This is a genomic window from Pseudomonas vlassakiae (assembly GCF_014269035.2).
In the GTDB taxonomy this organism is placed as follows: Bacteria; Pseudomonadota; Gammaproteobacteria; order Pseudomonadales; family Pseudomonadaceae; genus Aquipseudomonas; species Aquipseudomonas vlassakiae.
Genome location: NZ_JABWRP020000017.1, coordinates 71,123 through 94,973, shown reverse-complemented (window position 1 = coordinate 94,973; position 23,851 = coordinate 71,123). Strand labels below are relative to the sequence as shown.

General features: G+C 64.7%; 25 protein-coding genes. 3 read left to right on the top strand and 22 right to left on the bottom strand.

The features are described from left to right. Positions 1–6: 6 nt before the first annotated feature. The 9 genes from ccmI to ccmA are packed head-to-tail and all read right to left on the bottom strand — an operon-like array spanning position 7 to position 6,916. Positions 7–1,197 carry a c-type cytochrome biogenesis protein CcmI gene (gene ccmI / locus HU738_RS20575; protein WP_186603272.1) on the bottom strand — a complete coding sequence of 397 codons (1,191 nt, stop codon included), beginning with the start codon at positions 1,195–1,197 and terminating at the stop codon, positions 7–9. Then, positions 1,190–1,666: a cytochrome c-type biogenesis protein gene (locus HU738_RS20570; protein ID WP_176506585.1), complete on the bottom strand. Its 477-nt coding sequence runs from the start codon at positions 1,664–1,666 to the stop codon at positions 1,190–1,192. Before HU738_RS20570 ends, ccmI begins: the two co-directional genes overlap by 8 nt. Next, complete coding sequence (locus tag HU738_RS20565; protein WP_054884165.1) at positions 1,663–2,199, bottom strand: DsbE family thiol:disulfide interchange protein; 537 nt, start codon at positions 2,197–2,199, stop codon at positions 1,663–1,665. Before HU738_RS20565 ends, HU738_RS20570 begins: the two co-directional genes overlap by 4 nt. Beyond that, entirely contained in the window at positions 2,196–4,169 is a 1,974-nt protein-coding gene (locus HU738_RS20560; protein ID WP_176506621.1) for a heme lyase CcmF/NrfE family subunit, read from the bottom strand. Before HU738_RS20560 ends, HU738_RS20565 begins: the two co-directional genes overlap by 4 nt. Before the next feature lie 11 nt (positions 4,170–4,180). Beyond that, positions 4,181–4,636 (bottom strand): cytochrome c maturation protein CcmE, encoded by a 456-nt coding sequence (ccmE, locus tag HU738_RS20555; RefSeq protein ID WP_176506586.1) that lies wholly within the window; start codon positions 4,634–4,636, stop codon positions 4,181–4,183. After that, a complete protein-coding gene (gene ccmD / locus HU738_RS20550; RefSeq protein WP_079229104.1) occupies positions 4,633–4,809 on the bottom strand; it encodes a heme exporter protein CcmD in 177 nt (58 codons plus the stop codon). The genes ccmE and ccmD overlap by 4 nt, the downstream gene beginning before the upstream one ends. Continuing rightward, complete coding sequence (locus HU738_RS20545) at positions 4,806–5,573, bottom strand: heme ABC transporter permease (RefSeq protein ID WP_159411485.1); 768 nt, start codon at positions 5,571–5,573, stop codon at positions 4,806–4,808. Before HU738_RS20545 ends, ccmD begins: the two co-directional genes overlap by 4 nt. A 45-nt stretch (positions 5,574–5,618) precedes the next feature. Then, positions 5,619–6,296: a heme exporter protein CcmB gene (ccmB, locus tag HU738_RS20540; protein WP_371263234.1), complete on the bottom strand. Its 678-nt coding sequence runs from the start codon at positions 6,294–6,296 to the stop codon at positions 5,619–5,621. Continuing rightward, positions 6,284–6,916: a cytochrome c biogenesis heme-transporting ATPase CcmA gene (gene ccmA / locus HU738_RS20535; protein WP_176506588.1), complete on the bottom strand. Its 633-nt coding sequence runs from the start codon at positions 6,914–6,916 to the stop codon at positions 6,284–6,286. The genes ccmB and ccmA overlap by 13 nt, the downstream gene beginning before the upstream one ends. A gap of 131 nt (positions 6,917–7,047) precedes the next feature. Here ccmA and fliK point away from each other — a divergent pair, with 131 nt between their 5' ends. The 3 genes from fliK to HU738_RS20520 all read left to right on the top strand — a co-directional run bounded on the left by fliK (position 7,048) and on the right by HU738_RS20520 (position 11,874). After that, on the top strand, positions 7,048–8,607 hold the full coding sequence (gene fliK, locus HU738_RS20530) for a flagellar hook-length control protein FliK (protein ID WP_186603271.1): 1,560 nt from the start codon (positions 7,048–7,050) through the stop codon (positions 8,605–8,607). After that, positions 8,604–8,945, top strand: coding sequence for an EscU/YscU/HrcU family type III secretion system export apparatus switch protein (locus HU738_RS20525; protein WP_186603270.1), 342 nt, complete (start codon positions 8,604–8,606; stop codon positions 8,943–8,945). Before fliK ends, HU738_RS20525 begins: the two co-directional genes overlap by 4 nt. Positions 8,946–9,159: 214 nt before the next feature. Beyond that, positions 9,160–11,874: a dermonecrotic toxin domain-containing protein gene (locus HU738_RS20520; protein ID WP_186603269.1), complete on the top strand. Its 2,715-nt coding sequence runs from the start codon at positions 9,160–9,162 to the stop codon at positions 11,872–11,874. A gap of 42 nt (positions 11,875–11,916) precedes the next feature. Here the strand turns inward: HU738_RS20520 and HU738_RS20515 are convergent, their stop codons facing one another. The 13 genes from HU738_RS20515 to flhF form a co-directional block, all read right to left on the bottom strand. Beyond that, positions 11,917–12,312: a DUF2802 domain-containing protein gene (locus HU738_RS20515; RefSeq protein WP_176506592.1), complete on the bottom strand. Its 396-nt coding sequence runs from the start codon at positions 12,310–12,312 to the stop codon at positions 11,917–11,919. A gap of 1 nt (position 12,313) precedes the next feature. Continuing rightward, entirely contained in the window at positions 12,314–12,793 is a 480-nt protein-coding gene (locus HU738_RS20510; protein ID WP_016393802.1) for a chemotaxis protein CheW, read from the bottom strand. 43 nt (positions 12,794–12,836) lie between these two features. Continuing rightward, positions 12,837–13,721, bottom strand: a complete 885-nt coding sequence (locus HU738_RS20505; protein ID WP_186603268.1) for a CheW domain-containing protein — start codon at positions 13,719–13,721, stop codon at positions 12,837–12,839. Further along, on the bottom strand, positions 13,718–14,509 hold the full coding sequence (locus HU738_RS20500; RefSeq protein ID WP_054884175.1) for a ParA family protein: 792 nt from the start codon (positions 14,507–14,509) through the stop codon (positions 13,718–13,720). The genes HU738_RS20505 and HU738_RS20500 overlap by 4 nt, the downstream gene beginning before the upstream one ends. A gap of 67 nt (positions 14,510–14,576) precedes the next feature. Further along, positions 14,577–15,434 carry a flagellar motor protein MotD gene (gene motD, locus HU738_RS20495; protein WP_176506595.1) on the bottom strand — a complete coding sequence of 286 codons (858 nt, stop codon included), beginning with the start codon at positions 15,432–15,434 and terminating at the stop codon, positions 14,577–14,579. A gap of 3 nt (positions 15,435–15,437) precedes the next feature. Beyond that, positions 15,438–16,178, bottom strand: a complete 741-nt coding sequence (locus HU738_RS20490; protein WP_054884177.1) for a flagellar motor protein — start codon at positions 16,176–16,178, stop codon at positions 15,438–15,440. Further along, positions 16,178–17,308: a protein-glutamate methylesterase/protein-glutamine glutaminase gene (locus HU738_RS20485; protein WP_186603267.1), complete on the bottom strand. Its 1,131-nt coding sequence runs from the start codon at positions 17,306–17,308 to the stop codon at positions 16,178–16,180. The genes HU738_RS20490 and HU738_RS20485 overlap by 1 nt, the downstream gene beginning before the upstream one ends. 47 nt (positions 17,309–17,355) lie before the next feature. Continuing rightward, positions 17,356–19,575, bottom strand: a complete 2,220-nt coding sequence (locus HU738_RS20480; protein WP_186603266.1) for a chemotaxis protein CheA — start codon at positions 19,573–19,575, stop codon at positions 17,356–17,358. 12 nt (positions 19,576–19,587) lie between these two features. Continuing rightward, positions 19,588–20,376, bottom strand: coding sequence for a protein phosphatase CheZ (locus tag HU738_RS20475; protein WP_186603265.1), 789 nt, complete (start codon positions 20,374–20,376; stop codon positions 19,588–19,590). Between the two features lie 19 nt (positions 20,377–20,395). Beyond that, the gene (locus tag HU738_RS20470) at positions 20,396–20,770 is read right to left on the bottom strand and encodes a chemotaxis response regulator CheY (RefSeq protein WP_176506599.1); all 375 of its coding nucleotides are present in this window, start codon (positions 20,768–20,770) and stop codon (positions 20,396–20,398) included. A 107-nt stretch (positions 20,771–20,877) separates the two neighbouring features. Then, positions 20,878–21,618 carry an RNA polymerase sigma factor FliA gene (fliA, locus tag HU738_RS20465; protein WP_054884182.1) on the bottom strand — a complete coding sequence of 247 codons (741 nt, stop codon included), beginning with the start codon at positions 21,616–21,618 and terminating at the stop codon, positions 20,878–20,880. Next, positions 21,615–22,448: a flagellar synthesis regulator FleN gene (gene fleN, locus HU738_RS20460; protein ID WP_054884183.1), complete on the bottom strand. Its 834-nt coding sequence runs from the start codon at positions 22,446–22,448 to the stop codon at positions 21,615–21,617. Before fleN ends, fliA begins: the two co-directional genes overlap by 4 nt. A gap of 93 nt (positions 22,449–22,541) precedes the next feature. After that, positions 22,542–23,849 (bottom strand): flagellar biosynthesis GTPase FlhF, encoded by a 1,308-nt coding sequence (flhF, locus tag HU738_RS20455; protein ID WP_186603264.1) that lies wholly within the window; start codon positions 23,847–23,849, stop codon positions 22,542–22,544. Positions 23,850–23,851: the final 2 nt, after the last annotated feature.

Sequence of the window (23,851 nt, the reverse complement as noted above, 5' to 3'; positions counted from 1 at the left end):
GTTCTCTTACTGGTCGGGGCTGTCGATGGTCAAGTGCTGGGTGGCCTGGGTGGTATTGGCCAGGGGTGCGCCCTGGCCGACCCATTCGCCGCGGGTCGGCTGGCCGGCGCGGGATACACGTGCGACCAGTTGGACTTCGGCGAACTGTGACAGTTTCATCTGCGGCAGCATAGCGTCAGCGTCGGACAATTCCACTTCCAGCGGCAACTGCGCCACGGTGACCCGCTTGGCCGCCAGCGGCATGGGCGGGCCGTTGCTGGCACGGGCGAAGATGAACACGGTGTCGTCAGGCTTGACCTTGTCCTTGAGCGCCGCCGCCAGCTCCACCCGCACCTTCAGCCGGGCTGCCGCTGTGGCCTGCGGTTTGCCCCCGGTGCTGCCCAGCCGCTCTGCCGCGCGGTCGATGCCGCCTTGCAGTGCCGCCCGCGAGGCATCGCCCTCTGGCAGCTGCGCCAGCAGGCGGTTCCAGTAGTCGATGGCTGCCTGGTAGCGCTCGCCTTCGAAGGCGGCGATACCGCGCAGGCCAAGGCTGGTGACTTCATTCGGGTCGGCCTTGAGTGCTTCGTCGGTCAGCGCCTGCACCTGCGGGCTCCATTTCTTGTCTGCCGCGAAATACAGTGCCTGGGCCCACTGGCCCAGCAGCTCGGGCTGGCGACCGGCCAGGGCGACAGCGCGCTCGTAGGCGCGTGCCGCGTCGGCCGGACGTTGCTGGGCCATATAGGCCCGGCCAAGGAAGTACAGGCCTTCAGCCGAGTCGGGCTGCGCCTCCACGGCACGCTCCAGGCGCGTGGTCATTTCGTCCATCGTCTTCGGTGCGGCGGCGAATTCCTGGGTCAGCTCGACCTTGTCCGCCGCACCGAAGTGCAGGTACAGCCCCAGTGCCAGCAAAGGCACCAGCACTGCCGCCAGCAATGGCAGGGCCTTGCCCAGGTGGCCCTGACGCACGGGTTCCGCACCCTCTGTGTCAGCCAGCAGCTCACGGGCAGCCTCATCGCGGCCCTTGGCCATCTGCCCCTCGTCGAGCACGCCGGCCGCCTGCTGGGCGGCCAGCTCTGCGACGCGTTCCTGATACAGCGCGACATTCAATGCGGTGCGGTCTTCTTCCTGCTGCTGGCGACGGCCGCGCAGGATCGGGATCAGCAAGAAGCCGAGGGCGGCGAGCAGCAGCAGGCCCGCGCTAAGCCAGAATTCAGTCATGGGTCTGTTCTTTTTCCAGCAGTTTGGCGAGACGCTCGCGTTCTTCGACGGACAGTTCCTCGGCAGCCTGGGCCGCCGGGCCACGGCGACGGCGGACAATCACCGCCAGCACCACGAAACCACCGGCCAACAAGATGCCCGGGCCGAACCACAGCAGCCAGGTGCGGCCACTGAGTGCCGGCTTGTAGCGCACGAAGTCACCATAGCGGTCGACCATGAAATCGACGATCTGCTGGTTGCTCTTGCCTTCGCCGAGCATGCGGAAGATCTCGCGGCGCAGGTCGGCGGCGATCGGTGCGTTGGAATCGGCGATGTCCTGGTTCTGGCACTTGGGGCAGCGCAGTTCCTTGGTCAGTTGCTGGTAACGCTCGCGCTCGGCGTCATCACGGAACTGGTAGGTATCGATAGCCGCCTTGGCCACACCGGCCAGGCTCATGCCCAGCACGGCGGCTGCCACCCAGCGCCTCATGGCGTGGCCTCGTCGACCAGCCCCTGGTACAGCGGCGCCAGCTGCTGGCGCCAGACGTCGGCGTCGACGATGCCGACGTGCTTGTAGCGGATGATGCCCTTGGCGTCGATGAGGAAGGTTTCCGGTGCACCGTACACGCCCAGGTCCAGCCCCAGGCTGCCCTGCTCGTCACGGATATCCAGCTGGTAGGGGTTGTGGAACTCGGCCAGCCACTTCTGCGCGGCCGCGTTGTCATCCTTGTAGTTGATGCCGTGGATCACCACGCCCTGCTGGGCCAGCTGGTTCAGGTACGGGTGCTCGATCTTGCACGACGGGCACCAGGTGGCCCACACGTTGACCAACGCCGGCCGGCCATGCAGGTCGGCCTGGGTCAGGTTGCGGTCCCCCTGGGTCGACGCCAGGGCGAACGCCGGGAACGGTTTGCCGATCATCGCCGACGGCAGCTCGTCGGGCTTGAGGAACAGCCCCTTGTAGAGGAAAACCGCCATCAGCAGGAATACCGCCAGTGGTACGACCATGATCCAACGCTTCATGCAGCAGCTCCAGACACGCCCAGGGCTTCACGCACCCGGGTCTTGACCTTGACGCGGTAGCGCCGGTCGAAGGCCGCCAGCAACCCACCCAGGCCGGTCAGCAGACCGCCCAGCCAGATCCAGCGGACGTAAGGCTTGATGTGTACGCGCACTGCCCAGGCGCCGTTTTCCAATGGCTCGCCCAAGGCAACGTACAGGTCACGGGTGAAGCCGGCATCGATGCCGGCCTCGGTCATCATCGACTGCTGCACGGTGTACAGGCGTTTCTCCGGGTGCAATGTCGTCACTTCACGGCCATCGCGGGTGACGACGATGGTGCCCTTGTCAGAAATGAAGTTCGGCCCCTCGAAGTGCTTGGCGCCCTCGAACAGGAAGTGGTAACCGCCCAGCTCGACGCTCTCGCCCGGCGCCATGCGCAGGTCACGCTCGGCGCTGTTGTTGCTCGACAGCACCACGCCCAGGGCACACACCGCCAGGCCCAGGTGCGCCAATTGCATGCCCCAGTAGCTGCGGGTCAGGCCACGCACACCCTTGGCCAGGCCCTTGTGGCGGGTCTTGTCGACGATGTCGCGCAGCCCGCCCAGCACCACCCAGGCCGCGAGGGCGAAGGCGCTCAGGACCGGCCAGTCGAGATCGTCGACGATCAAGCCAGCGATCGGCGCCAGCACCGCGCTGCCGATCAGCACCGGGGTCATCATGTTCGCCAGCCATTTGCCGGGGGTGTCCTTCCAGCGCACCACCACACCCACGCTCAGCACCCCCATCAGCAGCGCCATCAGCGGCAGGAACAGGGCATCGAAGTAAGGTGGGCCGACCGACAGCTTGGCACCGGTCAGGGCATCGAGCACCAGCGGATACAAGGTGCCCAGCAGGATCATCGAAGCGGCCACCACCAGGATCAGGTTGTTGGCCAGCAGCAGTGTCTCCCGCGACCACAGGGCAAAGCCGACCTGGCTCTTGACCACCGGGGCGCGCAGGGCGAACAGGGTCAGCGAGCCACCGACCACGAACAGCAGGAAGATCAGGATGAACACGCCACGCGCAGGGTCGGCAGCGAACGCATGCACCGAGGTCAGCACCCCGGAGCGCACCAGGAAGGTCCCCAGCAGGCTCAGCGAGAACGCGGCAATCGCCAGCAGCACGGTCCAGCTCTTGAACACCCCGCGTTTTTCCGTCACTGCCAGCGAGTGGATCAGCGCGGTACCCACCAGCCAAGGCATGAACGAGGCGTTCTCCACCGGGTCCCAGAACCACCAGCCACCCCAGCCCAGTTCGTAATAGGCCCACCACGAACCCAGGGTGATACCCACGCCGAGGAAGGCCCAGGCGACGATGGTCCAGGGCCGCGACCAGCGCGCCCAGGCTGCGTCCAGCCGCCCGCCGAGCAGCGCAGCAATGGCAAAGGCGAAGGCCACCGAGAAGCCCACATAACCCATGTACAGCATCGGTGGGTGGACGATCAGGCCGAAGTCCTGCAACAACGGGTTGAGGTCACGGCCATCGGTCGGCACCTGCGGCAGCAGGCGCTGGAACGGGTTGGAAGTGATGATCAGGAAGCTCAGGAAACCGACGCTGATCATGCCCATCACCGCCAGCACGCGGGCCAGCATCACCTGCGGCAACTGGCGCGAGAAGATTGACACGGCAAAGGTCCAGCCACCGAGGATCAGCGCCCATAGCAGCAGCGAGCCTTCGTGGGCACCCCACACCGCACTGAACTTGTAGTACCACGGCAAGGCGCTGTTGGAGTTGCTGGCCACGTAGGCGACCGAGAAGTTGTCGGTCATGAACGCATGGGTCAGGCAGGCAAAGGCAAAGGCCAGGAAGCTGAACTGGCCCCAGGCGGCCGGGCGTGCCAGGCTCATCCACAGGCTGTCACCACGCCAGGCACCGAGCAGCGGCAGCGTGGCCTGCACGGCAGCGAAGCAGATTGCCAGGATCATCGCCAGCTGGCCGAGCTCGGGGATCACCAGGGCTGCATTCATGGCCTGGCCTCCGCACCGCTGGCCGCCTGGCCGCTTTCCTTCAAGGCCTTGGTGACCTCCGGTGGCATGTACTTCTCGTCGTGCTTGGCCAGCACTTCGTCGGCCACTACCACGCCGTCGCCGTTGAGCTTGCCAAGGGCGACGATGCCCTGCCCTTCACGGAACAGGTCAGGCAGGATGCCGCGGTAAGTGATTGGCACCGACTTGTTGAAATCAGTGACCACGAAACGCACGTCGAGCGAATCGGAGGAACGCTGCACCGACCCCTTTTCGACCATGCCACCGGCACGAATGCGCGTGTCCAGCGGCGCTTCGCCGTTGGCGATCTGGGTCGGTGTGTAGAACAGGTTGATGTTCTGCTGCAGCGCGCTCAAGGCAAAGCCGACGGCAACCGCTACCCCGGCCAGCAGGCCGAGGATGATGAACAGGCGTTTCTTGCGCTGCGGATTCACTGGTTGTTCTCCCGGCGCAAACGGCGCGCCTCATCTTGCAGGTAGCGACGGCGGGCCAGCACCGGTGCAGCGACATTCAGCGCCAGCACCGCCAGGCAGATGCCGTAGGCCGACCAGACGTACAGGGCATGGTGGCCCATGGCGAGAAAATCGCCGAAGGAAGCGAAACTCATCGCGCGGCCCTCCGCCCAAGGCTGTTCAACACTTCATCCTTGACCCAACTGGCGCGTGCCTCGCGCTTGAGCACTTCAAGGCGCATGCGCAGCAGCAGCACGGCACCGAAGAAACAGTAGAAGCCCAGCGCCGTGCACAGCAGCGGCAGCCACATCTCGGCCGGCATCGCCGGTTTTTCGGTGAGGGTGAAGGTCGCGCCCTGATGCAGCGTGTTCCACCACTCCACCGAATACTTGATGATCGGGATGTTGATCACGCCGACGATGGCCAGCACCGCGCAGGCCTTGGCCGCGCTGTCGCGGTTACTGATGGCCTGGCCCAGGGCAATGATGCCGAAGTACAGGAACAGCAGGATCAGCATCGACGTCAGCCGTGCATCCCAGACCCACCAGCTGCCCCAGGTCGGCTTGCCCCAGATGGCCCCGGTGACCAGCGCCACGGCGGTCATCCAGGCGCCGATGGGCGCTGCGCATTGCAGGGCGACATCGGCCAGCTTCATCTTCCACACCAGCCCCACCACACCGGCCACCGCCAGCAGCACATAGCAGGACTGCGCCAGCATCGCCGCCGGCACGTGGATATAGATGATGCGGAAGCTATTGCCCTGCTGGTAGTCCTCAGGGGCGAAGGCCAGGCCCCAGACCACGCCGGTCACCAGCAGCAGCACGGCGGAAACGGCCAGCCATGGCAGCATGCGGCCGCTGATGGCATAGAACCATTTCGGCGAACCCAGTTTGTGGAACCACGTCCAGCTCATTTTCATCAGGTACATCCAGGGTATTAGCCGGGCTTGAGAGCCCGGGACTCGTTATTCGCCGACGCTGATCTTCAGCCCGGCCGCGATCGCAAAGGGTGCCAGGGTAACCGCCAGGGCCGTCAGGCTGGCGAGCCAGAGCAAATGGCCGGTGGCAGGCATATTCTGCAACGCCGCCTGCAACGCACCACTGCCCAGGATCAATACAGGGATATACAACGGCAGAATCAGCAGCGCCAGTAACAAACCACCGCGCTTGAGGCCGACCGTCAGCGCGGCGCCAACAGCGCCCAGCAGGCTCAACACCGGGGTGCCCAGCAGCAGTGAACCGAGCAGCACCGGCAGGCAGTGGCTGGGCAAGCCCAGCATCAGCGCCAGCAACGGCGCCAACAATACCAGCGCCAGCCCGGAAAAGATCCAGTGCGCCAAAACCTTGGCCAGCACCAGCATGGCCAGCGGGTGCGGCGACAGCACCCACTGCTCCAGCGAACCGTCCTCGAAATCGCTGCGAAACAGGCCGTCCAGCGACAGCAGCACGGCGAGCAAGGCCGCGACCCAGACCAGGCCAGGCGACAAGGTTTGCAACAATTGGCTTTCCGGGCCAACCGCCAGCGGGAACAGCGCCACGACGATGGCGAAGAACACCAGCGGGTTGGCCAGCTCCGCCGGGCGGCGGAACAGCAGGCGTGCTTCACGGCGCAGCAACAGGATGAATACGCTCATGCCGCCCATTGCCCCAGGTTGAGTTCCCGGTAGCCGGACGGCTTGCGTTCCAGCGTGTGGTGCGTTGTCAGCACCACCGTGCCGCCCTGTTCACAGTGAGCGGCCAGGTGTGCTTCGAGCTGGGCCACGCCCTGCTTGTCGAGGGCAGTGAAGGGTTCGTCGAGGATCCACAGCGGCGGGCTGTGCAGATACAGCCGGGCCAGGGCCACGCGGCGCTGCTGGCCAGCGGACAGGGTATGGCAGGGAACGTCTTCGAAACCGCGCAAGCCGACCGCTTCGAGCGCCGACCAGATGGCCTCAGGGGTAGCCGGCTGATGCAAGGCGCAGAGCCAGGTGAGATTCTCCTGCGCCGTGAGCAGGTCCTTGATACCCGCAGCGTGGCCGATCCACAGCAGGATGCTGGCCAAGGCATGGCGCTGGTCGCCAAGCGGCTGGCCACCCAGCAGGATCTGCCCGGCAGTCGGCTGCATCAGCCCGGCCAACAGGCGCAGCAGGCTGGTCTTGCCACTGCCGTTGGGGCCGCTGATCTGCAGCATGTCGCCGGGGCGCAGCTGGAAATCGAGTTGCTCGAACAGCAGGCGCCAGTCGCGCTCGCAGGCCAGGCCCACGGCTTGGAGGTGAAGGGTCACGGGTTCGCCTTATCTATAGCTTCTCAAGTCGCCCACCTCGCTGCCGTTATACTGGCAGTGACAGGCGGCAGGCATTATTACATGTGCTGCCACGCTGCCAAGAGGGCGGGTTCCACAGGTTGTATACAATCATGACTGAAATCAATAGTCTCGGCGCACAAACCGCGATCACTGTGCAAGCGATCAAGGCCCAGCTGACCGGTGAACTGCTCAACCTGACCCAGGCGCAGCCGGGCCTGCTCAAGCCAGGCGAAACCGCTCAGGCCGAAGTGCTGACGATGCGCCAGAGCGGCAATACCTTCCAGCTGGTGTTGCAAGTGATCCAGGGCAGCGGCAGCCGCACACAGGTCCAGGCCACTGCCAACCAGCCGATCCTGCCAGGCAGCCAGTTCACCGTCAGCCAGCCGGAGAGCAATCGCCTGGCCGTCATGGTGCAACAAGCCAACGCCAGCAACATCGCCACCCTCACCCAACTGGACACCGGCAAGGTGCCGGTCGGTACCCTGCTGCAGGGCAAGGTCCTGACCAGCCAGGCGCTGCCCCAGACCGTGGGTGAAGCGGCCACTTTCCGCTCGCTGGTCAGCTTGCTCAATACCGCTCAGGCCGGCGCCACGTTGACCGTCGACAGTCCGCGCCCGTTGCCGATCGGCAGCCTGCTCAGCGCCCTGGTGCAAGGCGACCAGTCGCTGCGGTTCGTGCCGCTCAGCGGGCGCCAGGAGCAATTGAACATCGCCCAGCAGCTGCTTGCCCAGCAAGGCCGCCAGGCTTCCTTGCCCGGCCTGCTCAGTGCGCTGCAGCAGATCGCCAACAGCCCGAGCAGCGACAGCGAGCTGCGCAACACCGCCAACAGCCTGCTGGCCAACCTGCCGGATGCCCGCCAACTCAGTGACGGCAAGGCCGTCGCCCAGGCCCTGAACAACAGTGGGGCCTTCCTTGAGGCCAAGCTGCTCGGCGGCCTTGGCGCCAGCGTGGTCACCGACCTCAAGGCGCAGCTGGTCAGGCTGGTGGCGCAGGCTTCGATCACTGCCCCCAGCGGCCCGATGATCGCCTCCGCCACCCTGGCCCAGGCACTACCGGCCATGGCCCGCAGTGCCCTGGGCATGCTCGACCGGGTCAGCCCAAGGACACCCCCAGGGCCTTTTCCCCTGCCCTCGAGGCTGTTGCAGGCCATGGAAAACGAGGGTGACCTGCAACAGCTGCTGCGCCTGGCCGCCGCCGCCATCTCGCGCTTGCAGAGCCACGCCCTGAGCAGCCTGCAGCAATCCGGCACGTTGGAAAACGGCAACCTGCAGACCACCTGGCAGACCGAAGTACCGATCCGCCACGGCCAGGAGTTCATTCCCCTGCAAGTCAAACTGCAGCGCGAGGAAACTCCGGAACAACAGGCCGAACGCCAGCAGCGCGAACAGCAGGACCCGCTGCAGGCGCTGTGGCGCATCGACCTGGCATTCGACCTGGCGCCACTGGGGCCTTTGCAGGTGCAGGCGCAGCTGCTCCAGGGGCGGCTGTCCGGTCAGCTGTGGGCCGAGCGCGAACAGACCGCTCGGCTGATCGACAGCCAGCTCGGTGCGCTGCGCGAACGCCTGCTGGCCCGTGGCCTGGAAGTCGGCGACCTGGAGTGCCACCCCGGCATTCCGCCACAGGGCCCGCGCACGCGGGTGGAACAACGCTGGGTGGATGAAACCGCATGAGCAGCAAGCAACCGCGCCAGGCCGTCGCCCTGAACTACGACGGCCAGCAGGCCCCCACCCTGACGGCCAAGGGTGACGAGGAACTGGCCGAGGCGATTCTGGCCCTGGCCCGCGAGCACGAAGTGCCGATCTACGAAAACGCCGAGCTGGTGCGATTGCTGGCGCGACTTGAACTGGGCGAGCAGATCCCCGAAGCGCTGTACCTGACCATTGCCGAAATCATCGCCTTTGCCTGGCAATTGCGCGGCAAGGTGCCGGTTGGCTTCAACGACGAGCCAGCGGGCGAACGCGACATCACCCCCGAACTGCTGCACCTGCCGCCAGGCCAGGCTCGCTAGGCTTTGTACGAAAAGTCGCCGAGCGGCGATCAGGCAAGGCGAAAACAGGCGAGGAAGCGGAGTTTACGGGTTGTAAATGAGCATTTCGAGCCTGTTTTCAACGCAGCATGATCGTCGCGCAGGCACTTTACGTACAAAGCCTAGATATCTACCACCGTTAGCCGGTTACAACGCAGCAGCCTTGCCAGCTCCTCCGCCAAGCAAGGCCATACCCATGTCCGGAAACATCAATGCCAGCGGCGTGCAGTACGTCCGCGACCACCTGAGCAACCTGCCTCGCCCTGATCGCGAGGCCAACCGTCTGATCCGCGCATGGCTCGCGCTACGCGGCTTCAACCTGGACCCGCGACAGATCGACGTGGTGACGTTGCACTACCGCGCCGATGGCGAGGGCGGTCACCTGGCCGCCGTCACCCAACGACTGGACCTGGTCCAGGCCCTGTTGGGCAACTGGCAAGGCGAATCGAACAACGATCCGTTCGGTGCGCTGTTTGCCGCGCCTTGGGCCGGCACCCTGCCCCATGGGTCGATTCGCCTCGTCGAGACCCTCCCTGCCCCCGGGTTCAATCACTATGGTGCCGACCATGCCGTGTTCAATGGTCTGTTCAGGCGCACCGAGCCGGCCCGTTATGACGCCTCGACACACCTGCCGATCAGCGCAGAGGCGTTCCAGCAGTTCATCGAGCAATTGGACTTCCAGGCGCCGTTCAAGGCGATGCTTGACCGCTACTGGGGCAACCATCTGCAGGCCTATCGGTTGTCCTGCAAGCTCAGTTTCGTCGCCGCCTGCAACCTTCAGGTCGAGCAGGGCAGCCTCAGCGACGCCGCACGCCAGCTGGCCTGGCGCGCCGCCGACCTGCTGCCGCGAGGCGACGGCCTGCGCCTGAGCACGCTGAGCATCTATGGCTACGCAGCTACCGACCTGCTCTACATCAACGACGCCAGCACCGACCTGACACTGCTCTACGCCCCGGGCAACAGCGCACCGCTACTGGAGTTCGCCAGCGAAGCGCTGCTCAAGGACTGGGTCGGCCAGCAATGCAAGGACCCCGCCCGGCGCCAGGCGCTCAGGCAGCATTTCAGATTGGCCGATGGCCCCCAGGGCCTGGATTTCAGTGGCCTGGACACCGCTCTGGCGGGCCTGGCCGAGTACCCGCACAGCCATCGCCTGCCGCCGGAACATGGCTTTTTCAACGACGATGGCGTCTGGTCACCGCAGACTTATGTGAACTACCGACCGGGCAAGTACAACCCCAGGATTACCGGTGACCTGTTCCAGGCGCTGGCCGAGCGGCAACGCCAGCGCAGCTACGACGATGCCGACTTCATCATCACCGCCGACAGCGAGATCACCAAGGCACGCTGGCGCGGCTACCTGGCCACCACGCTCAATCTGGTGGCACCGCTGAGCCTTGTGGTGCCGGGCCTGGCACCGCTGCTTGCCCTGGGTGGCATTGCCCAGCTCGGCCTTGGCCTGGACCAGGCAATCAACGGCAAGCACCTGCAGGACAAACAGGACGGTGTCGCCAACATCACCTGGGGCCTGCTCAACGCCCTGCCCCTGATCGTGCATGGCGCAGCCAGGGGCAAAGTGCTTTTCGAAACCAAAAGCGAGCGCTTCGTAACGCCCAGCCGCATCAACGAGCAGATCGGTTATCCGTTGAGCCCGATGATCGCGCCGCACCTGCCGGACATCGATGTGGCGCCTTACTTCCACATCCATGACCCAATCGCGCCCCTGCCCGGTGGTGATCAGGCGATTGCCGGTACGGTGATCCGCGTCCCTTGTTACGATGGCGGCCCGGACTTGCTCAACACGGCCATCGACGGCTACCAAGCCCAAGTGATCTACGACATGGAGGCGGACGTATTCATCAACGATCGCGATATCAATGATGTCGATCCCGTGGGTTACGTTGCCCGCCCGGGGAGCGCCCAGCTGCATCCCCTGGCGACCCCGCGCGCAGTCGACGACGCCATGCGTACCAGCAGCCTGCGCGCCCTAGGCGTCGAGTTGCCGTTACCGGTCGAGCTGCCTGGCCTGGCGCCGCAGAGCACGCCGATACCCCGACAGATCAGCTGCCTGTGGGTTGGCGACCGAGTGATCAGCCAGAGCCTGATCAATAACCTGGCCAACAATGCCGCTCGCCTGGCCGACAGTGACTATGGCATACGCCTGTTTCTGTCCAACGCATCGCCCGCCGCCTATGCCGAGAACCTGCGCTTGCTCACCGAGCACGCGCCAGGCCTGCAGGTACTGCCGCTCGAGGAACAGCCATTCTTCCGCGATTTCCGCCTGGGCCCTTACCATGCCCAGTATCAGGCAGCCCTGGACGGCAACGGCGGGGTCGCCAGCAACTTCTCTTCGGCGTCGGATGTGCTGCGCTATGCGATGTTGCACCATGAAGGGGGGCTGTACATGGATGTCGACGATACCTTGCTGGCACCTGGCGAGCCCGGCGAACACATCGATCAGGTGCCACTGCTCGCCACGCCGAATGGCCTGCTGCTGGCACCGCCGCAGTCCAATGAAGCGCTCAGCATGAATTGCCTCTACAACACCAGCATCATCGGCAGCCATCCGGGCAACCCGACATTGCTGGCGATCTCCGAGGAAATGCGTACCCGCTACCTGAACGAACCGGACTTCTACGACCACCGGCCGAACCGCCAGGAGGATCCGCGAGGCTTCTACCACTATGCCAGCCGCCTCAGCCGGCTCACCGGGCCGGCGCTGCTCACTGCCGTGGTCGACCAGCACCTGCCGGCCCTGCATACCCTGCGCCAGGTCACCAACCTCTATGCCGTGCCGCGCATCAACTCCTGGCAGTTCATCAACGTCGAGCATTACCAAGCGGCGCTGGGTCAACTGCTGCCGCTGAACCGCTTCGCCCGTGTCGGCAGCTTCAACGCCTGGGCGCGCCCCTGACCCACTAGATGAAAAAAGGCGACCCTGGGGTCGCCTTCTTCATCACTCGCCGCGGTGCAGCTTGCTCATCAACTCCGCCTCAGCCTGGGTCAGGCCACAGGTTTCGGTAAGCTCCGCTACGCTGGCGCCCATGCCCACCAGCTTGGCGGCCTGGGTAAAGGTCACGCTGTTGGGGTCGCGCTGCTCCAGTTGCTGGAGCCTCTCGGGCAGCGGTGCCACGGTCGCGCGCAATTCATGGAGCGCCTCACCCATGCGCACGGTGCCGTTCTGGTAGTCATCCAGGCGCTTGGCCAGGTCCTTGATGCGCTGGTCACGCAGGGCATCGCCCACGGCCTGCTGCGCCGCCAGTTCGCGCTGGCGCTTGCTGTAGTTCAGGAAAAACCACAGGCTCAGGGCCCACAGCAACGCCAGCAAGATTACCGCCACCTCGAAGATCAACTCAGATGTTCTCCAGCTCGGACCACTCTTCTTCGGTCATCATCTTGTCCAGCTCGACCAGGATCAGCAGTTCGCCGTTCTTGTTGCACACGCCCTGGATGAACTTGGCCGACTCTTCGTTGCCTACGTTCGGCGCCGTTTCGATTTCCGACTGGCGCAGGTACACCACCTCGGCGACGCTGTCGACCAGGATGCCGACCACTTGCTTGTCAGCCTCGATGATGACGATACGGGTGTTGTCGGTCACATCCGATGGCATCAGGCCAAAGCGCTGGCGGGTGTCGATCACCGTCACCACGTTGCCACGCAGGTTGATGATGCCCAGCACGTAGCTTGGCGCGCCCGGCACCGGAGCGATCTCGGTGTAGCGCAGCACTTCCTGCACCTGCATGACGTTGATGCCGTAGGACTCGTTGTCCAGACGGAAGGTTACCCACTGCAGGATCGGATCTTCAGAACCTTGCGCAGACGACTTCTTCATTCCCCTAGCCCTCTAAATCCGCTGTTGGCGGTTGTGTTCGGTGTTATTTCTGTTTGCCATGCAACTGCTTGACCGCACCGCTGGCGATGAGCTCGGCCAGTTCGGCGACGTCGAGCAGTGCACACATGTGTTCGATGACCGTTCCAGCCAACCAGGGGCGCTGGCCACGCTGGCTGCGCCACTTGATCTCGGCCGGGTCCAGGCGCAGCGAGCGGCTGACCTGATGGACCGCCAGTCCCCATTCGTAGCCCTGGACGGAAATCACGTAGTTCAAGCCCTGACGGAAGTCGTCGCGGTAGCGGTCGGGCATCACCCAGCGCGCGGTGTCCAGCACCTTGAGGTTGCCGGCCTGGCAGGTGAGGATGCCGAGGAACCAGTCCGGCTGACCGAACAGCGGCGTCAACTCCTGGCCCTCCAGGCTGTAGATCGAGCCCAGGCATACCAGCGGCACTGCCAAGGTCAACCCGGCAACGTCGAACAGCAGGCACTCGAACGGCTCGGCCGCCCAGGCCGGGCGGCCATCGACGCTGGCCGGCGGTGTCGGTATGTCAGCCATGCTCGCCGCTGGCAGGTGCACGTCCACCAACGGTGCTACCGGCTCCGGCGTGGGGGCTTCGGTCAGCACCGGGATGCTGGCTTCAGCCACCACTTGCGCCTCGACCACCGCCACCACAGGCTGCTCGACCGGCAGCACGGCGGGCAGCACCTTCACCTGCGGCTCGGCAAAAGGCCTGGCGGCAAGTGTTGGCGGGTGCGCGTCGCGTGCCTGCTCTTCACGCACGGCAGCGGCGAACTCATCATCCGCTACGGGCTCTGCAGCCGAGCCTGGCAATTCGAGGATATCCTCGGCCTCGGTGGCTTCCTGCAGCAACCCGTCAAGGTAGGACTGCAGGGCCAGTTGCGGCTTGGTGCCGACAGGTCGGTTCATGAGGCCACCTGCGCGGCGGGCTTGTAGGTCAGCATATGTTTGAGCAGTGCCCGATAGGCGATCACGCCGCGGCTCTTGCCATCGAACTGCGACGGCGTGACGCCATTGCGGCTCGCATCGCGCAGGCGCGTGTCGACCGGGATGTAGCCCTGCCACACCTGATGCTCGTAGGTATCGCGCAGCACCTTCAGCGTGCCCAGCGAGGCCTGGGTGCGGCGGTCGAACAGGGTCGGCACGATCTGGTACGGCAACGCCTGCTTGCGCGAACGGTTGACCATGGCCAAGGTGCCGATCATGCGTTCCAGGCCCTTCACTGCAAGAAACTCGGTTTGCACGGGAATCACCAGCTGCTGGCTCGCAGCCAGGGCGTTGACCATCAGCACGCCAAGCAATGGCGGGCTGTCGATCAGCGCAAAGTCGAAATCCTGCCACAACTGCGCCAGACTCTTGGCGATCACCAGCCCCAAGCCACTCTGCCCTGGCGACTGACGCTCCAGCACCGCCAGCGCCGTGCTCGAAGGCAGCAGCGAAATACGCTCATCGCTGGTCGGCAACAGCAACTGCCCCGGCAGGCCCTCGGGCACGCTGCCCTTGTGCAGGAACAGGTCGTAGCAGCTGTGCTCCAGGGCATCCGGGTTGTGCCCAAAATAGCTGGTCATCGAGCCATGCGGGTCGAGGTCGACGACGACCACGCGCTTGCCCGCCTCGGCCAGCAGGCCGGCCAGGGCGATAGTGGTGGTGGTCTTGCCCACGCCACCTTTTTGATTGGCTACTGCCCAGACTCTCATAGGACAACTCTTGTCTCATTGGTGTCGCCAGCTGCCCCAAGGCATGCGGTGACGGAGAATTGACGGCTCACCTCGCCGTCGTCGCTGCTGGGGCTGGCGGTGCACTTTGTGTGCCAGCACGACGCAGCGCAGCATCCGCAGTGGCGTTGGCACTGCCCGAGCCGGTCAGGCTGCGGCGCACTTCGAGGTTACGGGAAATCACCAGCACCACCCGACGATTGCGCGCACGCCCTTCGGCGCTGTCGTTGCTGGCCACCGGCTGGTACTCGCCATAGCCCACCGAGGCCATGCGCGCCGGGTTGACCCCTTCCATGGCCAGCAGCCGCACGATGCTCGCTGCCCGCGCTGCCGACAGTTCCCAGTTGGTCGGGTACTGCGCCGTGCGGATCGGCAGGTTGTCGGTGAAGCCCTCGACATGCACCGGGTTGGCGAACGGCTTGAGGATCTTGCCGACCTTCTCGATGATGGCGAACGCCTGGTCGCTGGGCATGGCATCGCCACTGCCGAACAGCAGCGATGAATTAAGCTCGATCTCCACCCACAGCTCATTGCCGCGCACGGTCATCTGGTCGGACTTGATCAAATCGCCGAAGGCATCGCGCACATCGTCGCTGATGGTTTTCAAGGGGTCGACGTTGGTCTGCGCCAGGCCGGCATCGGTCTGCTCGCTGTCCTTGATCAGCGGCTGCGCCGGTTTCACGCTGAGCGGCTGCTCATCCCCGATCGGAATGGGCTTCATGCTGCGCTCAGGGTCGTTGAACACCCCGAGCAGCGCTTGCGAGATGACCTTGTACTTGCCCTCGTTGATCGAGGAGATCGAATACATGACCACGAAGAAGGCGAACAGCAAGGTGATGAAGTCGGCGTACGACACCAGCCAGCGTTCGTGATTCTCGTGCTCCTCGGTATGACGGCGACGGCGCATGGCTTACTCCATGAAGCCTTGTAGCTTCAGCTCGATCGAGCGCGGGTTTTCACCCTCGGCAATCGACAGCAGGCCTTCGAGCAGCATCTCGCGGTAGCGCGACTGGCGCAGGACGATGGCCTTGAGCTTGTTGGCGATCGGCAGCAGGATCAGGTTGGCACTGGCCACGCCGTAGATGGTGGCGACGAAGGCCACGGCGATGCCGTTGCCCAGCTGCGACGGGTCAGCCAGGTTGCCCATGACGTGGATCAGGCCCATGACCGCACCGATGATACCGATGGTCGGGGCATAGCCGCCCATGCTCTCGAACACCTTGGCGGCCTGGATATCACGGCTTTCCTGGGTCAGGAAGTCGACTTCGAGGATGCTGCGGATCGATTCCGGCTCGGCACCGTCGACCAACAGTTGCAGGCCCTTGCGCGCGTAGGGGTCAGGTTCGGCATCGGCCACGCCTTCCAGGCCGAGCAGGCCTTCCTTGCGCGCCGTCAGGCTCCAGTTGACCACACGGTCGATACCACCGGCGAGGTCGACCCGCGGCGGGAAGAAAATCCAGCGCAAGATCTGCAAAGCGCGCTTGAATGCCGGCAGCGGCGACTGCAGCAAGGCCGCCGCCAGGGTGCCACCGAGCACGATCAGGCCGGCCGGGCCGTTGAGCAAGGCCCCCACATGGCCACCTTCGAGGAAGTTGCCACCGACGATGGCGACAAACGCCAGGATCAGGCCAATCAGGCTGAGCACATCCATCAGACGCAAGCCTCGACCAGGTGTTTGCCGATTTCATCCAGGCTGTACACCGCGTCGGCCAGGTTGGCTTTGACGATGGCCATGGGCATGCCATAGATCACGCAACTGGCTTCATCCTGGGCCCACACGGTGCTGCCGCCCTGCTTGAGCAGGCGTGCGCCTTCACGGCCATCGGCGCCCATGCCGGTGAGCACCACCGACAGCACCTTGTCGCCATAGGACTTGGCGGCCGAGCCGAAGGTAATGTCCACGCACGGCTTGTAGTTCAGGCGCTCGTCGCCTGGCAGGATCTTCACCGTGCCACGACCGTCGATCATCATCTGCTTGCCGCCAGGGGCCAGCAGCGCCAGGCCCGGGCGCAGCACGTCGCCATCCTCGGCTTCCTTGACGCTGATCTTGCACAGTTTGTCGAGGCGTTCGGCGAATGCCTTGGTGAAGGCAGCGGGCATGTGCTGGATCAGCACGATCGGCGCCGGGAAGCTGGCCGGCAAGTGGGTCAGCACCCGCTGCAGGGCCACCGGGCCGCCAGTGGAGGTACCGATCGCCACCAGCTTGTAAGGCTTGCGCTTGGGCGCCGGCGCATGTGATGCAGCCGGTGCCGGCGTCGGCACACGGGCAGGCGCAGCAGCACGCACCGGCGCGGCGCTGGCCAGGCTGCTGGCGGGTGCATGGCTGCCGGCCGGCGCAGGTGCGCTGACCGGCGCGTGGCTGGCGTAGCTTCCAAAACGGCGGTTGCTGCGCGAGATGGTATGCACCTTCTCGCACAGCAGCTGCTTGACCTTCTCTGGGTTGCGCGAGATGTCTTCGAAGTTCTTCGGCAGGTAATCCACTGCACCGGCATCCAGCGCGTCGAGGGTGACGCGGGCGCCTTCATGGGTCAGCGAGGAGAACATCAAAACGGGCGTCGGGCAGCGCTGCATGATGTGCCGCACTGCAGTGATGCCATCCATCATGGGCATTTCGTAGTCCATGGTGATGACATCGGGCTTGAGCGCCAGTGCCTGGTCGATCGCTTCCCTGCCGTTGGTCGCGGTGCCAACCACCTGGATCGTCGGGTCCGCCGAGAGGATTTCCGAAACGCGGCGGCGGAAGAAACCGGAATCATCCACCACCAGGACCTTGACTGCCATAAACACTCCATTAGGCGGCGCAACCCGCCAGGGTGCGCCGCCGAAAATCAGATACGCCGTGCCGCGTAACGCTTGAGCATGCTCGGCACGTCGAGAATCAGCGCGATGCGGCCGTCACCGGTGATGGTGGCGCCAGACATGCCCGGGGTGCCCTGCAGCATCTTGCCCAGCGGCTTGATCACCACTTCTTCCTGGCCGACCAGCTGGTCGACCACGAAACCGATGCGCTGGGTGCCGACCGAGAGGATCACCACATGGCCCTCATGCTGCTCCTCGTGCACCTGGCCCTGAACCAGCCAGCGCTTGAGGTAGAACAGCGGCAGCGCCTTGTCGCGCACGATCACCACTTCCTGGCCGTCGACCACGTTGGTGCGCGACAGGTCGAGGTGGAAGATCTCGTTGACGTTGACCAGCGGGAAGGCGAATGCCTGGTTGCCCAGCATCACCATCAGGGTGGGCATGATCGCCAGGGTCAGCGGCACCTTGATGACGATCTTGGAACCCTGGCCCTTGGCCGAGAAAATGTTGATCGAGCCGTTGAGCTGGGAAATCTTGGTCTTCACCACGTCCATGCCGACGCCGCGGCCAGACACGTCGGAGATCTCGGTCTTGGTCGAGAAGCCCGGGGCGAAGATCAGGTTGTAGCAGTCCGACTCGCTGAGGCGGTCGGCAGCGTCCTTGTCCATCAGGCCCTTTTCCACGGCCTTGGCGCGCAGGATGCTCGGGTCCATGCCCTTGCCATCATCGGAGATCGACAGCAGGATGTGGTCACCTTCCTGCTCGGCCGAGAGCACCACGCGGCCGGTGCGGGCCTTGCCGGCGGCTTCACGCTCGTCCGGCATCTCGACACCGTGGTCGACGGCGTTGCGCACCAGGTGCACCAGCGGGTCGGCCAAGGCCTCGACGAGGTTCTTGTCGAGGTCGGTCTCTTCACCGACCAGCTCCAGGTTGATCTCTTTCTTCAACTGACGAGCCAGGTCGCGGACCAGGCGCGGGAAGCGGCCGAACACCTTCTTGATCGGCTGCATGCGGGTTTTCATCACCGCGGTCTGCAGGTCGGCGGTGACCACGTCGAGGTTGGACACCGCCTTCGACATGGCCTCGTCGCCGCTGTTCAGGCCCAGGCGCACCAGACGGTTACGCACCAGCACCAGTTCGCCGACCATGTTCATGATCTCGTCCAGGCGCGCAGTATCGACGCGCACGGTGGTTTCCGCTTCGCTGGCAGGCTTTTCCGCGGCCGGGGCCGGCGTACGGGCTGGCGCCGCTGGCCTGGCAGCCGCAGCCGGTGCAGCGGCTGCCGGTGCTGCTGCAGGCTTGGCGGTCGGTTTGCTTTCGGCCACCGCCGCAACCGGCGCTGGCGCGGCAACCGCTGCTTCGCTGGCAGCGCTTTCACCGGTGAACTTGCCCTTGCCGTGCAACTGGTCGAGCAACGCTTCGAACTCGTGTTCGGTGATCTCGTCACTGCTGGCAGGCGCGGCCACGTTTTCCACCGTAGCGGCGGCAGCCGGCAAGGCGTCGGCCTGGAAGGTGCCTTTGCCATGCAACTGGTCGAGCAGCGACTCGAATTCTTCGTCGGTGATCTCGTCGCTCACCGGCGCACTGGCATCGCCCCCCGCTTCGGCGGCGGCGACTTCGGGCGAGAACTGGCCCTTGCCATGCAACTGGTCGAGCAACGATTCGAACTCGGCGTCGGTGATGTCGTCACCCGAGCCGCTCAGGGTCTCGCCCTGCATTTGCGCTTGGGCAGCGGCAGCTTCGGCCTTGACCGCATCGAGCGAGTCGAGCAGCTGTTCGAACTCGGTGTCGGTGATGTCCGCCTCGGCCGCCACAGGCTCGGGCGCTGCCTCGACCACCGGCGCAGGGGCATCGGCGCTGGCAGGCTCTGCCAGGCGCGACAGGGCCGCCAGCAGCTCCGGGGTGGCCGGGGTGACTGCACTGCGCTCACGCACCTGGCCGAACATGCTGTTGACCGTGTCCAGTGCTTCGAGCACCACGTCCATCAGTTCCGCGTCGACCCGGCGCTCACCTTTGCGCAGGATGTCGAACACGTTCTCGGCGATGTGGCAGCACTCCACCAGCTCATTCAGCTGAAGGAAGCCGGCGCCCCCTTTTACAGTGTGGAAACCGCGAAAGATCGCATTGAGCAGGTCGGCATCGTCGGGCCGGCTTTCCAGCTCGACCAGTTGCTCGGACAGTTGCTCAAGAATTTCGCCGGCTTCTACCAGGAAATCCTGAAGGATTTCTTCATCGGCGCCGAAGCTCATTAAACGTGCTCCTTAAAAACCCAGGCTGGACAGCAGATCGTCGACGTCGTCCTGACCGGACACAACGTCTTCACGCTTATCGGCATGAATCTGCGGACCTTCACCCCGAGTCGGATGTTTTTCTTGATCTTTTTCAGCGCGCAGCTGCTGGTGGTCATGTTCGATACCGGCAAAACGGTCGACCTGACTGGCCATCAGCACGAGCTTGAGCAGATTGCTTTCCACTTCGGTCACCAGCGCAGTGACGCGCTTGATCACCTGGCCGGTCAGGTCTTGGTAGTCCTGGGCCAGCAGTATGTCGTTGAGGTGGCCGGCGACCTTGCGGTTGCCCTCGGCGCTGTGCGTCAGGAAACTGTCGACACGCTTGACCAATTCGCGAAACTCCGGCGCTGCGACTTCACGGCGCATGAAGCGCTGCCAGTCGACGCTCAGGCCTTGTGCCTCGGCTGCCAGCTCGTTGAGCACCGGGGTGCTCTCCTCCACCAGGTCCATGGTGCGGTTGGCCGCACCCTCGGTGAGCTTGACCACATAGGACAGGCGCTCGGTGGCATCGGTGATCTGCGAGACTTCCTCGGCCTGCGGCATGCGCGGGTCGATCTGGAAGCTGACGATCGCGCTGTGCAGCTCACGGGTGAGCTTGCCGACCTCCTGGTACAGGCCACGGTCTCGGGTCTGGTTGAGCTGGTGGATCAGTTGCACGGCATCGCCGAAGTGGCCCTTCTCCAGGCTCGCGACCAATTCTTGCGCGTGCTTCTTGAGGGTCGACTCGAACTCCCCCAATGACGTATTTGATGATTCCATGGCGCCCCCCTGACGTGACTCAGCCGTTGACGCGCTCGAAGATCTTCTCGATCTTTTCTTTCAGCACCTGGGCGGTGAACGGCTTGACCACGTAACCATTCACGCCGGCCTGGGCCGCTTCGATGATCTGGTCGCGCTTGGCTTCGGCGGTCACCATCAGCACCGGCATGGTCTTCAGGCGCTCGTGCGCACGCACCTTGCGCAGCAGGTCGATACCGGACATGCCCGGCATGTTCCAGTCGGTCACCAGGAAGTCGTAGTGGCCGCTTTCGAGCATCGGCAGCGCAGTGGTGCCGTCGTCGGCTTCTTCGGTGTTGGTGAAGCCCAGGTCACGCAACAGGTTCTTGATGATCCGCCGCATCGTCGAAAAGTCGTCAACGATGAGGATTTTCATGTCTTTGTTCAAGTAGACCTCCAAGCAGTCTCAAACGCGCTCGGCCCCGAGCGCGCGTATTCATTCAATTCGGTACAACGTGGAAAACGACTGCAACGACCCCCGGCTCAACGCGCCCGCCATTCCCCCAGGCGGCTGCGCAGGCGCGCGGCACACTGGCTGTGCAACTGACTGACACGCGATTCGCTGACCCCCAGCACCTCACCGATTTCCTTGAGGTTCAGCTCTTCGTCGTAGTACAGCGCCAGCACCAGGCGCTCACGCTCCGGCAGGTTGGCGATCGCATCGGTCAGGGCGGCCTGGAAGCGCTCGTCTTCCAGATCGCGTGACGGCTCGACCTGGCTACTGGCGCCGTCCTCGTGCAGCCCTTCGTGCTCGCCGTCCTGCAACAGGTCGTCGAAACTGAACAGGCGGCTGCCCAAGGTATCGTTCAAGATCCCGTAGTAATCATCGAGACTCAATTGGAGTTCGGCAGCAACTTCATGATCTTTAGCGTCGCGGCCAGTTCTTGCTTCCACGGCGCGCATCGCGTCACTGACCATGCGCGTATTACGGTGCACCGAACGCGGTGCCCAATCGCCCTTGCGGACCTCGTCGAGCATCGCCCCGCGGATGCGGATACCCGCGTAGGTTTCAAAGCTGGCGCCCTTGCTGGCGTCGTATTTGTTGGCCACTTCCAGCAGGCCGATCATGCCGGCCTGGATCAGGTCTTCGACCTGGACATTGGCCGGCAGGCGCGCCAGCAAGTGGTAGGCAATGCGCTTGACCAGCGGTGCATAGCGCTCCACCAGCTCGAACTGGGCGTCTTTCGACGCCTTGCTGTACATCTTGAAGCCGCTCGCGTTCATAGCACGGGCCCTGCGCTGGTGGGTTGCACCAGGCGCTCGACGAAGAACTCAAGGTGGCCGCGCGGGTTGGCAGGCAGCGGCCAGCTGTCAACCTTCTGCGCAATGGCCTTGAACGCCAGGGCGCACTTGGAGCGTGGGAAGGCCTCGTACACCGCGCGCTGCTTCTGCACCGCCTTGCGCACGCTTTCGTCGTAAGGCACGGCACCGACGTATTGCAGGGCAACGTCGAGGAAGCGGTCGGTGACCTTGGTCAGCTTGGCGAACAGGTTGCGTCCTTCCTGCGGGCTTTGCGCCATGTTGGCCAGCACGCGGAAACGGTTCATCCCGTAGTCGCGGTTGAGCAGCTTGATCAGCGCGTAGGCGTCGGTGATCGAGGTCGGCTCGTCGCACACCACGAGCAGCACTTCCTGGGCGGCGCGCACGAAGCTGACTACCGAGTCACCGATACCCGCAGCGGTGTCGATCACCAGCACATCGAGGTTGTCGCCGATCTCGCTGAAGGCCTGGATCAGCCCGGCATGCTGCGCCGGGGCCAGGTGCACCATGCTCTGCGTGCCGGAGGCGGCCGGCACGATGCGCACACCGCCAGGCCCCTGCAACAGCACGTCGCGCAGCTCGCAGCGCCCTTCGATGACATCGGCCAGGGTGCGCTTCGGGGTGAGGCCCAGCAATACGTCGACATTGGCCAGGCCAAGGTCGGCGTCCAGCAACATCACCCGGCGGCCGAGTTCAGCCAGCGCCAGGGACAAGTTCACTGAAACGTTAGTCTTGCCGACGCCACCTTTGCCACCGGTGACGGCGATCACCTGTACGGGATGCATGCTACCCATGTTCGTTGTTTACCTTGTCTCGCTTGGACCCAAGCCACACGCGGGGCAAGACTGCCAACCCCGGAATGTAGGTACTTTGCATACGCTTCATCCTCAACCCGCGCGCCGCGGGTTGTGGTAGAGATCAGCGAACATGTCGGCCATCGCCTCTTCGCTGGGCTCGTCCTGCAACTGCACATTGACCGCGCGGGTCACCAGTTGGTGCGGGCGTGGCAGGTGCAGGTCGTCAGGAATACGCGGGCCATCGGTGAGGTAGGCCACGGGCAGTTCATGACTGATGGCCAGGCTCAGCACATCGCCGAGGCTCGCCGTTTCATCGAGTTTGGTCAGGATGCAGCCGGCCAGGCCGCAGCGCTTGTAGCTATGGTAGGCGGCGGTCAGCACCTGCTTCTGGCTGGTGGTGGCCAGTACCAGGTAGTTCTTCGCGGCGATGCCACGCCCGGCCAGGGTTTCCAGTTGCATGCGCAGGGCCGGGTCGCTGGCCTGCAGGCCGGCGGTGTCGATCAGTACCACACGCTTGCGCAGCAGCGGCTCCAGCGCTGCAGCCAGCGATTGGCCAGGGTCGACGTAGGTCACCGGCACATTGAGGATGCGCCCCAGGGTCTTGAGCTGTTCCTGGGCACCGATGCGGAAGCTGTCCATGCTCACCAGGGCCAGGTTCTGCGGGCCGTACTTGAGCACATAGCGTGCCGCCAGCTTGGCCAGGGTGGTGGTCTTGCCCATGCCGGCAGGGCCGACCATGGCGATGACCCCGCCCTCTTCGATCGGCTCGATCTGCGGCACTTCGATCATCCGCGCCAGGTGCGCCAGCAGCATGCGCCAGGCCTGACGCGGCTCTTCGATCTCCTGGGTGAGGTCGAGCAGCTCGCGGGCGATCGGGCCGGACAGGCCGATGCGCTGCAGGCGACGCCAGAGGTTGGCCTGAGCCGGTTTGCTGCCCTGCAGCTGGTTCCAGGCCAGCGAGCCGAGCTGCACTTCGAGCAGTTCGCGCAGGCCCGAGAGCTCCGAGCGCATGGCGTCGAACAGGCGCGGGTCGACCGGCGCCGGGGCGGGCGCGGCAGCGGGTGCCGGCGCCTCCACGTGCGGCTCGATCAACGGCTCGGCCGCGGTCAGCGACTGGCCGGCGAACAATTGGCGGTTGCCTTCGCTGGCTTCGGCGCGGTTGTCCAGCTCGGCCTGGGCTGTGGCGATGCGCGACTGGGTCTTGCGCAGCTCTTCTTCCAGCGCGACGTTGGGCACGCGGGGGGCCAGCGCGGACAGCTTGTAGTCCAGCGCGGCGGTCAGCTCGACACCCCCGGCGATGCGGCGGTTGCCAATGATGGCGGCATCGGAGCCCAGCTCATCACGGACCAGCTTCATGGCCTGACGCATATCGGCGGCGAAAAAACGCTTGACTTGCATAA

Excerpts from the sequence above, each read along its gene's own strand:
- ccmI (WP_186603272.1), bottom strand. The coding sequence starts at position 1,197 with ATGACTGAATTCTGGCTTAGCGCGGGCCTGCTGCTGCTCGCCGCCCTC.
- HU738_RS20570 (WP_176506585.1), bottom strand. The coding sequence starts at position 1,666 with ATGAGGCGCTGGGTGGCAGCCGCCGTGCTGGGCATGAGCCTGGCCGGT.
- HU738_RS20565 (WP_054884165.1), bottom strand. The coding sequence starts at position 2,199 with ATGAAGCGTTGGATCATGGTCGTACCACTGGCGGTATTCCTGCTGATG.
- ccmD (WP_079229104.1), bottom strand. The coding sequence starts at position 4,809 with ATGAGTTTCGCTTCCTTCGGCGATTTTCTCGCCATGGGCCACCATGCC.
- HU738_RS20545 (WP_159411485.1), bottom strand. The coding sequence starts at position 5,573 with ATGAAAATGAGCTGGACGTGGTTCCACAAACTGGGTTCGCCGAAATGG.
- ccmB (WP_371263234.1), bottom strand. The coding sequence starts at position 6,296 with ATGGGCGGCATGAGCGTATTCATCCTGTTGCTGCGCCGTGAAGCACGC.
- fliK (WP_186603271.1), top strand. The coding sequence starts at position 7,048 with ATGACTGAAATCAATAGTCTCGGCGCACAAACCGCGATCACTGTGCAA.
- HU738_RS20525 (WP_186603270.1), top strand. The coding sequence starts at position 8,604 with ATGAGCAGCAAGCAACCGCGCCAGGCCGTCGCCCTGAACTACGACGGC.
- HU738_RS20520 (WP_186603269.1), top strand. The coding sequence starts at position 9,160 with ATGTCCGGAAACATCAATGCCAGCGGCGTGCAGTACGTCCGCGACCAC.
- HU738_RS20510 (WP_016393802.1), bottom strand. The coding sequence starts at position 12,793 with ATGAAGAAGTCGTCTGCGCAAGGTTCTGAAGATCCGATCCTGCAGTGG.
- HU738_RS20505 (WP_186603268.1), bottom strand. The coding sequence starts at position 13,721 with ATGAACCGACCTGTCGGCACCAAGCCGCAACTGGCCCTGCAGTCCTAC.
- HU738_RS20500 (WP_054884175.1), bottom strand. The coding sequence starts at position 14,509 with ATGAGAGTCTGGGCAGTAGCCAATCAAAAAGGTGGCGTGGGCAAGACC.
- motD (WP_176506595.1), bottom strand. The coding sequence starts at position 15,434 with ATGCGCCGTCGCCGTCATACCGAGGAGCACGAGAATCACGAACGCTGG.
- HU738_RS20490 (WP_054884177.1), bottom strand. The coding sequence starts at position 16,178 with ATGGATGTGCTCAGCCTGATTGGCCTGATCCTGGCGTTTGTCGCCATC.
- HU738_RS20485 (WP_186603267.1), bottom strand. The coding sequence starts at position 17,308 with ATGGCAGTCAAGGTCCTGGTGGTGGATGATTCCGGTTTCTTCCGCCGC.
- HU738_RS20480 (WP_186603266.1), bottom strand. The coding sequence starts at position 19,575 with ATGAGCTTCGGCGCCGATGAAGAAATCCTTCAGGATTTCCTGGTAGAA.
- HU738_RS20475 (WP_186603265.1), bottom strand. The coding sequence starts at position 20,376 with ATGGAATCATCAAATACGTCATTGGGGGAGTTCGAGTCGACCCTCAAG.
- HU738_RS20470 (WP_176506599.1), bottom strand. The coding sequence starts at position 20,770 with ATGAAAATCCTCATCGTTGACGACTTTTCGACGATGCGGCGGATCATC.
- fliA (WP_054884182.1), bottom strand. The coding sequence starts at position 21,618 with ATGAACGCGAGCGGCTTCAAGATGTACAGCAAGGCGTCGAAAGACGCC.
- fleN (WP_054884183.1), bottom strand. The coding sequence starts at position 22,448 with ATGGGTAGCATGCATCCCGTACAGGTGATCGCCGTCACCGGTGGCAAA.
- flhF (WP_186603264.1), bottom strand. The coding sequence starts at position 23,849 with ATGCAAGTCAAGCGTTTTTTCGCCGCCGATATGCGTCAGGCCATGAAG.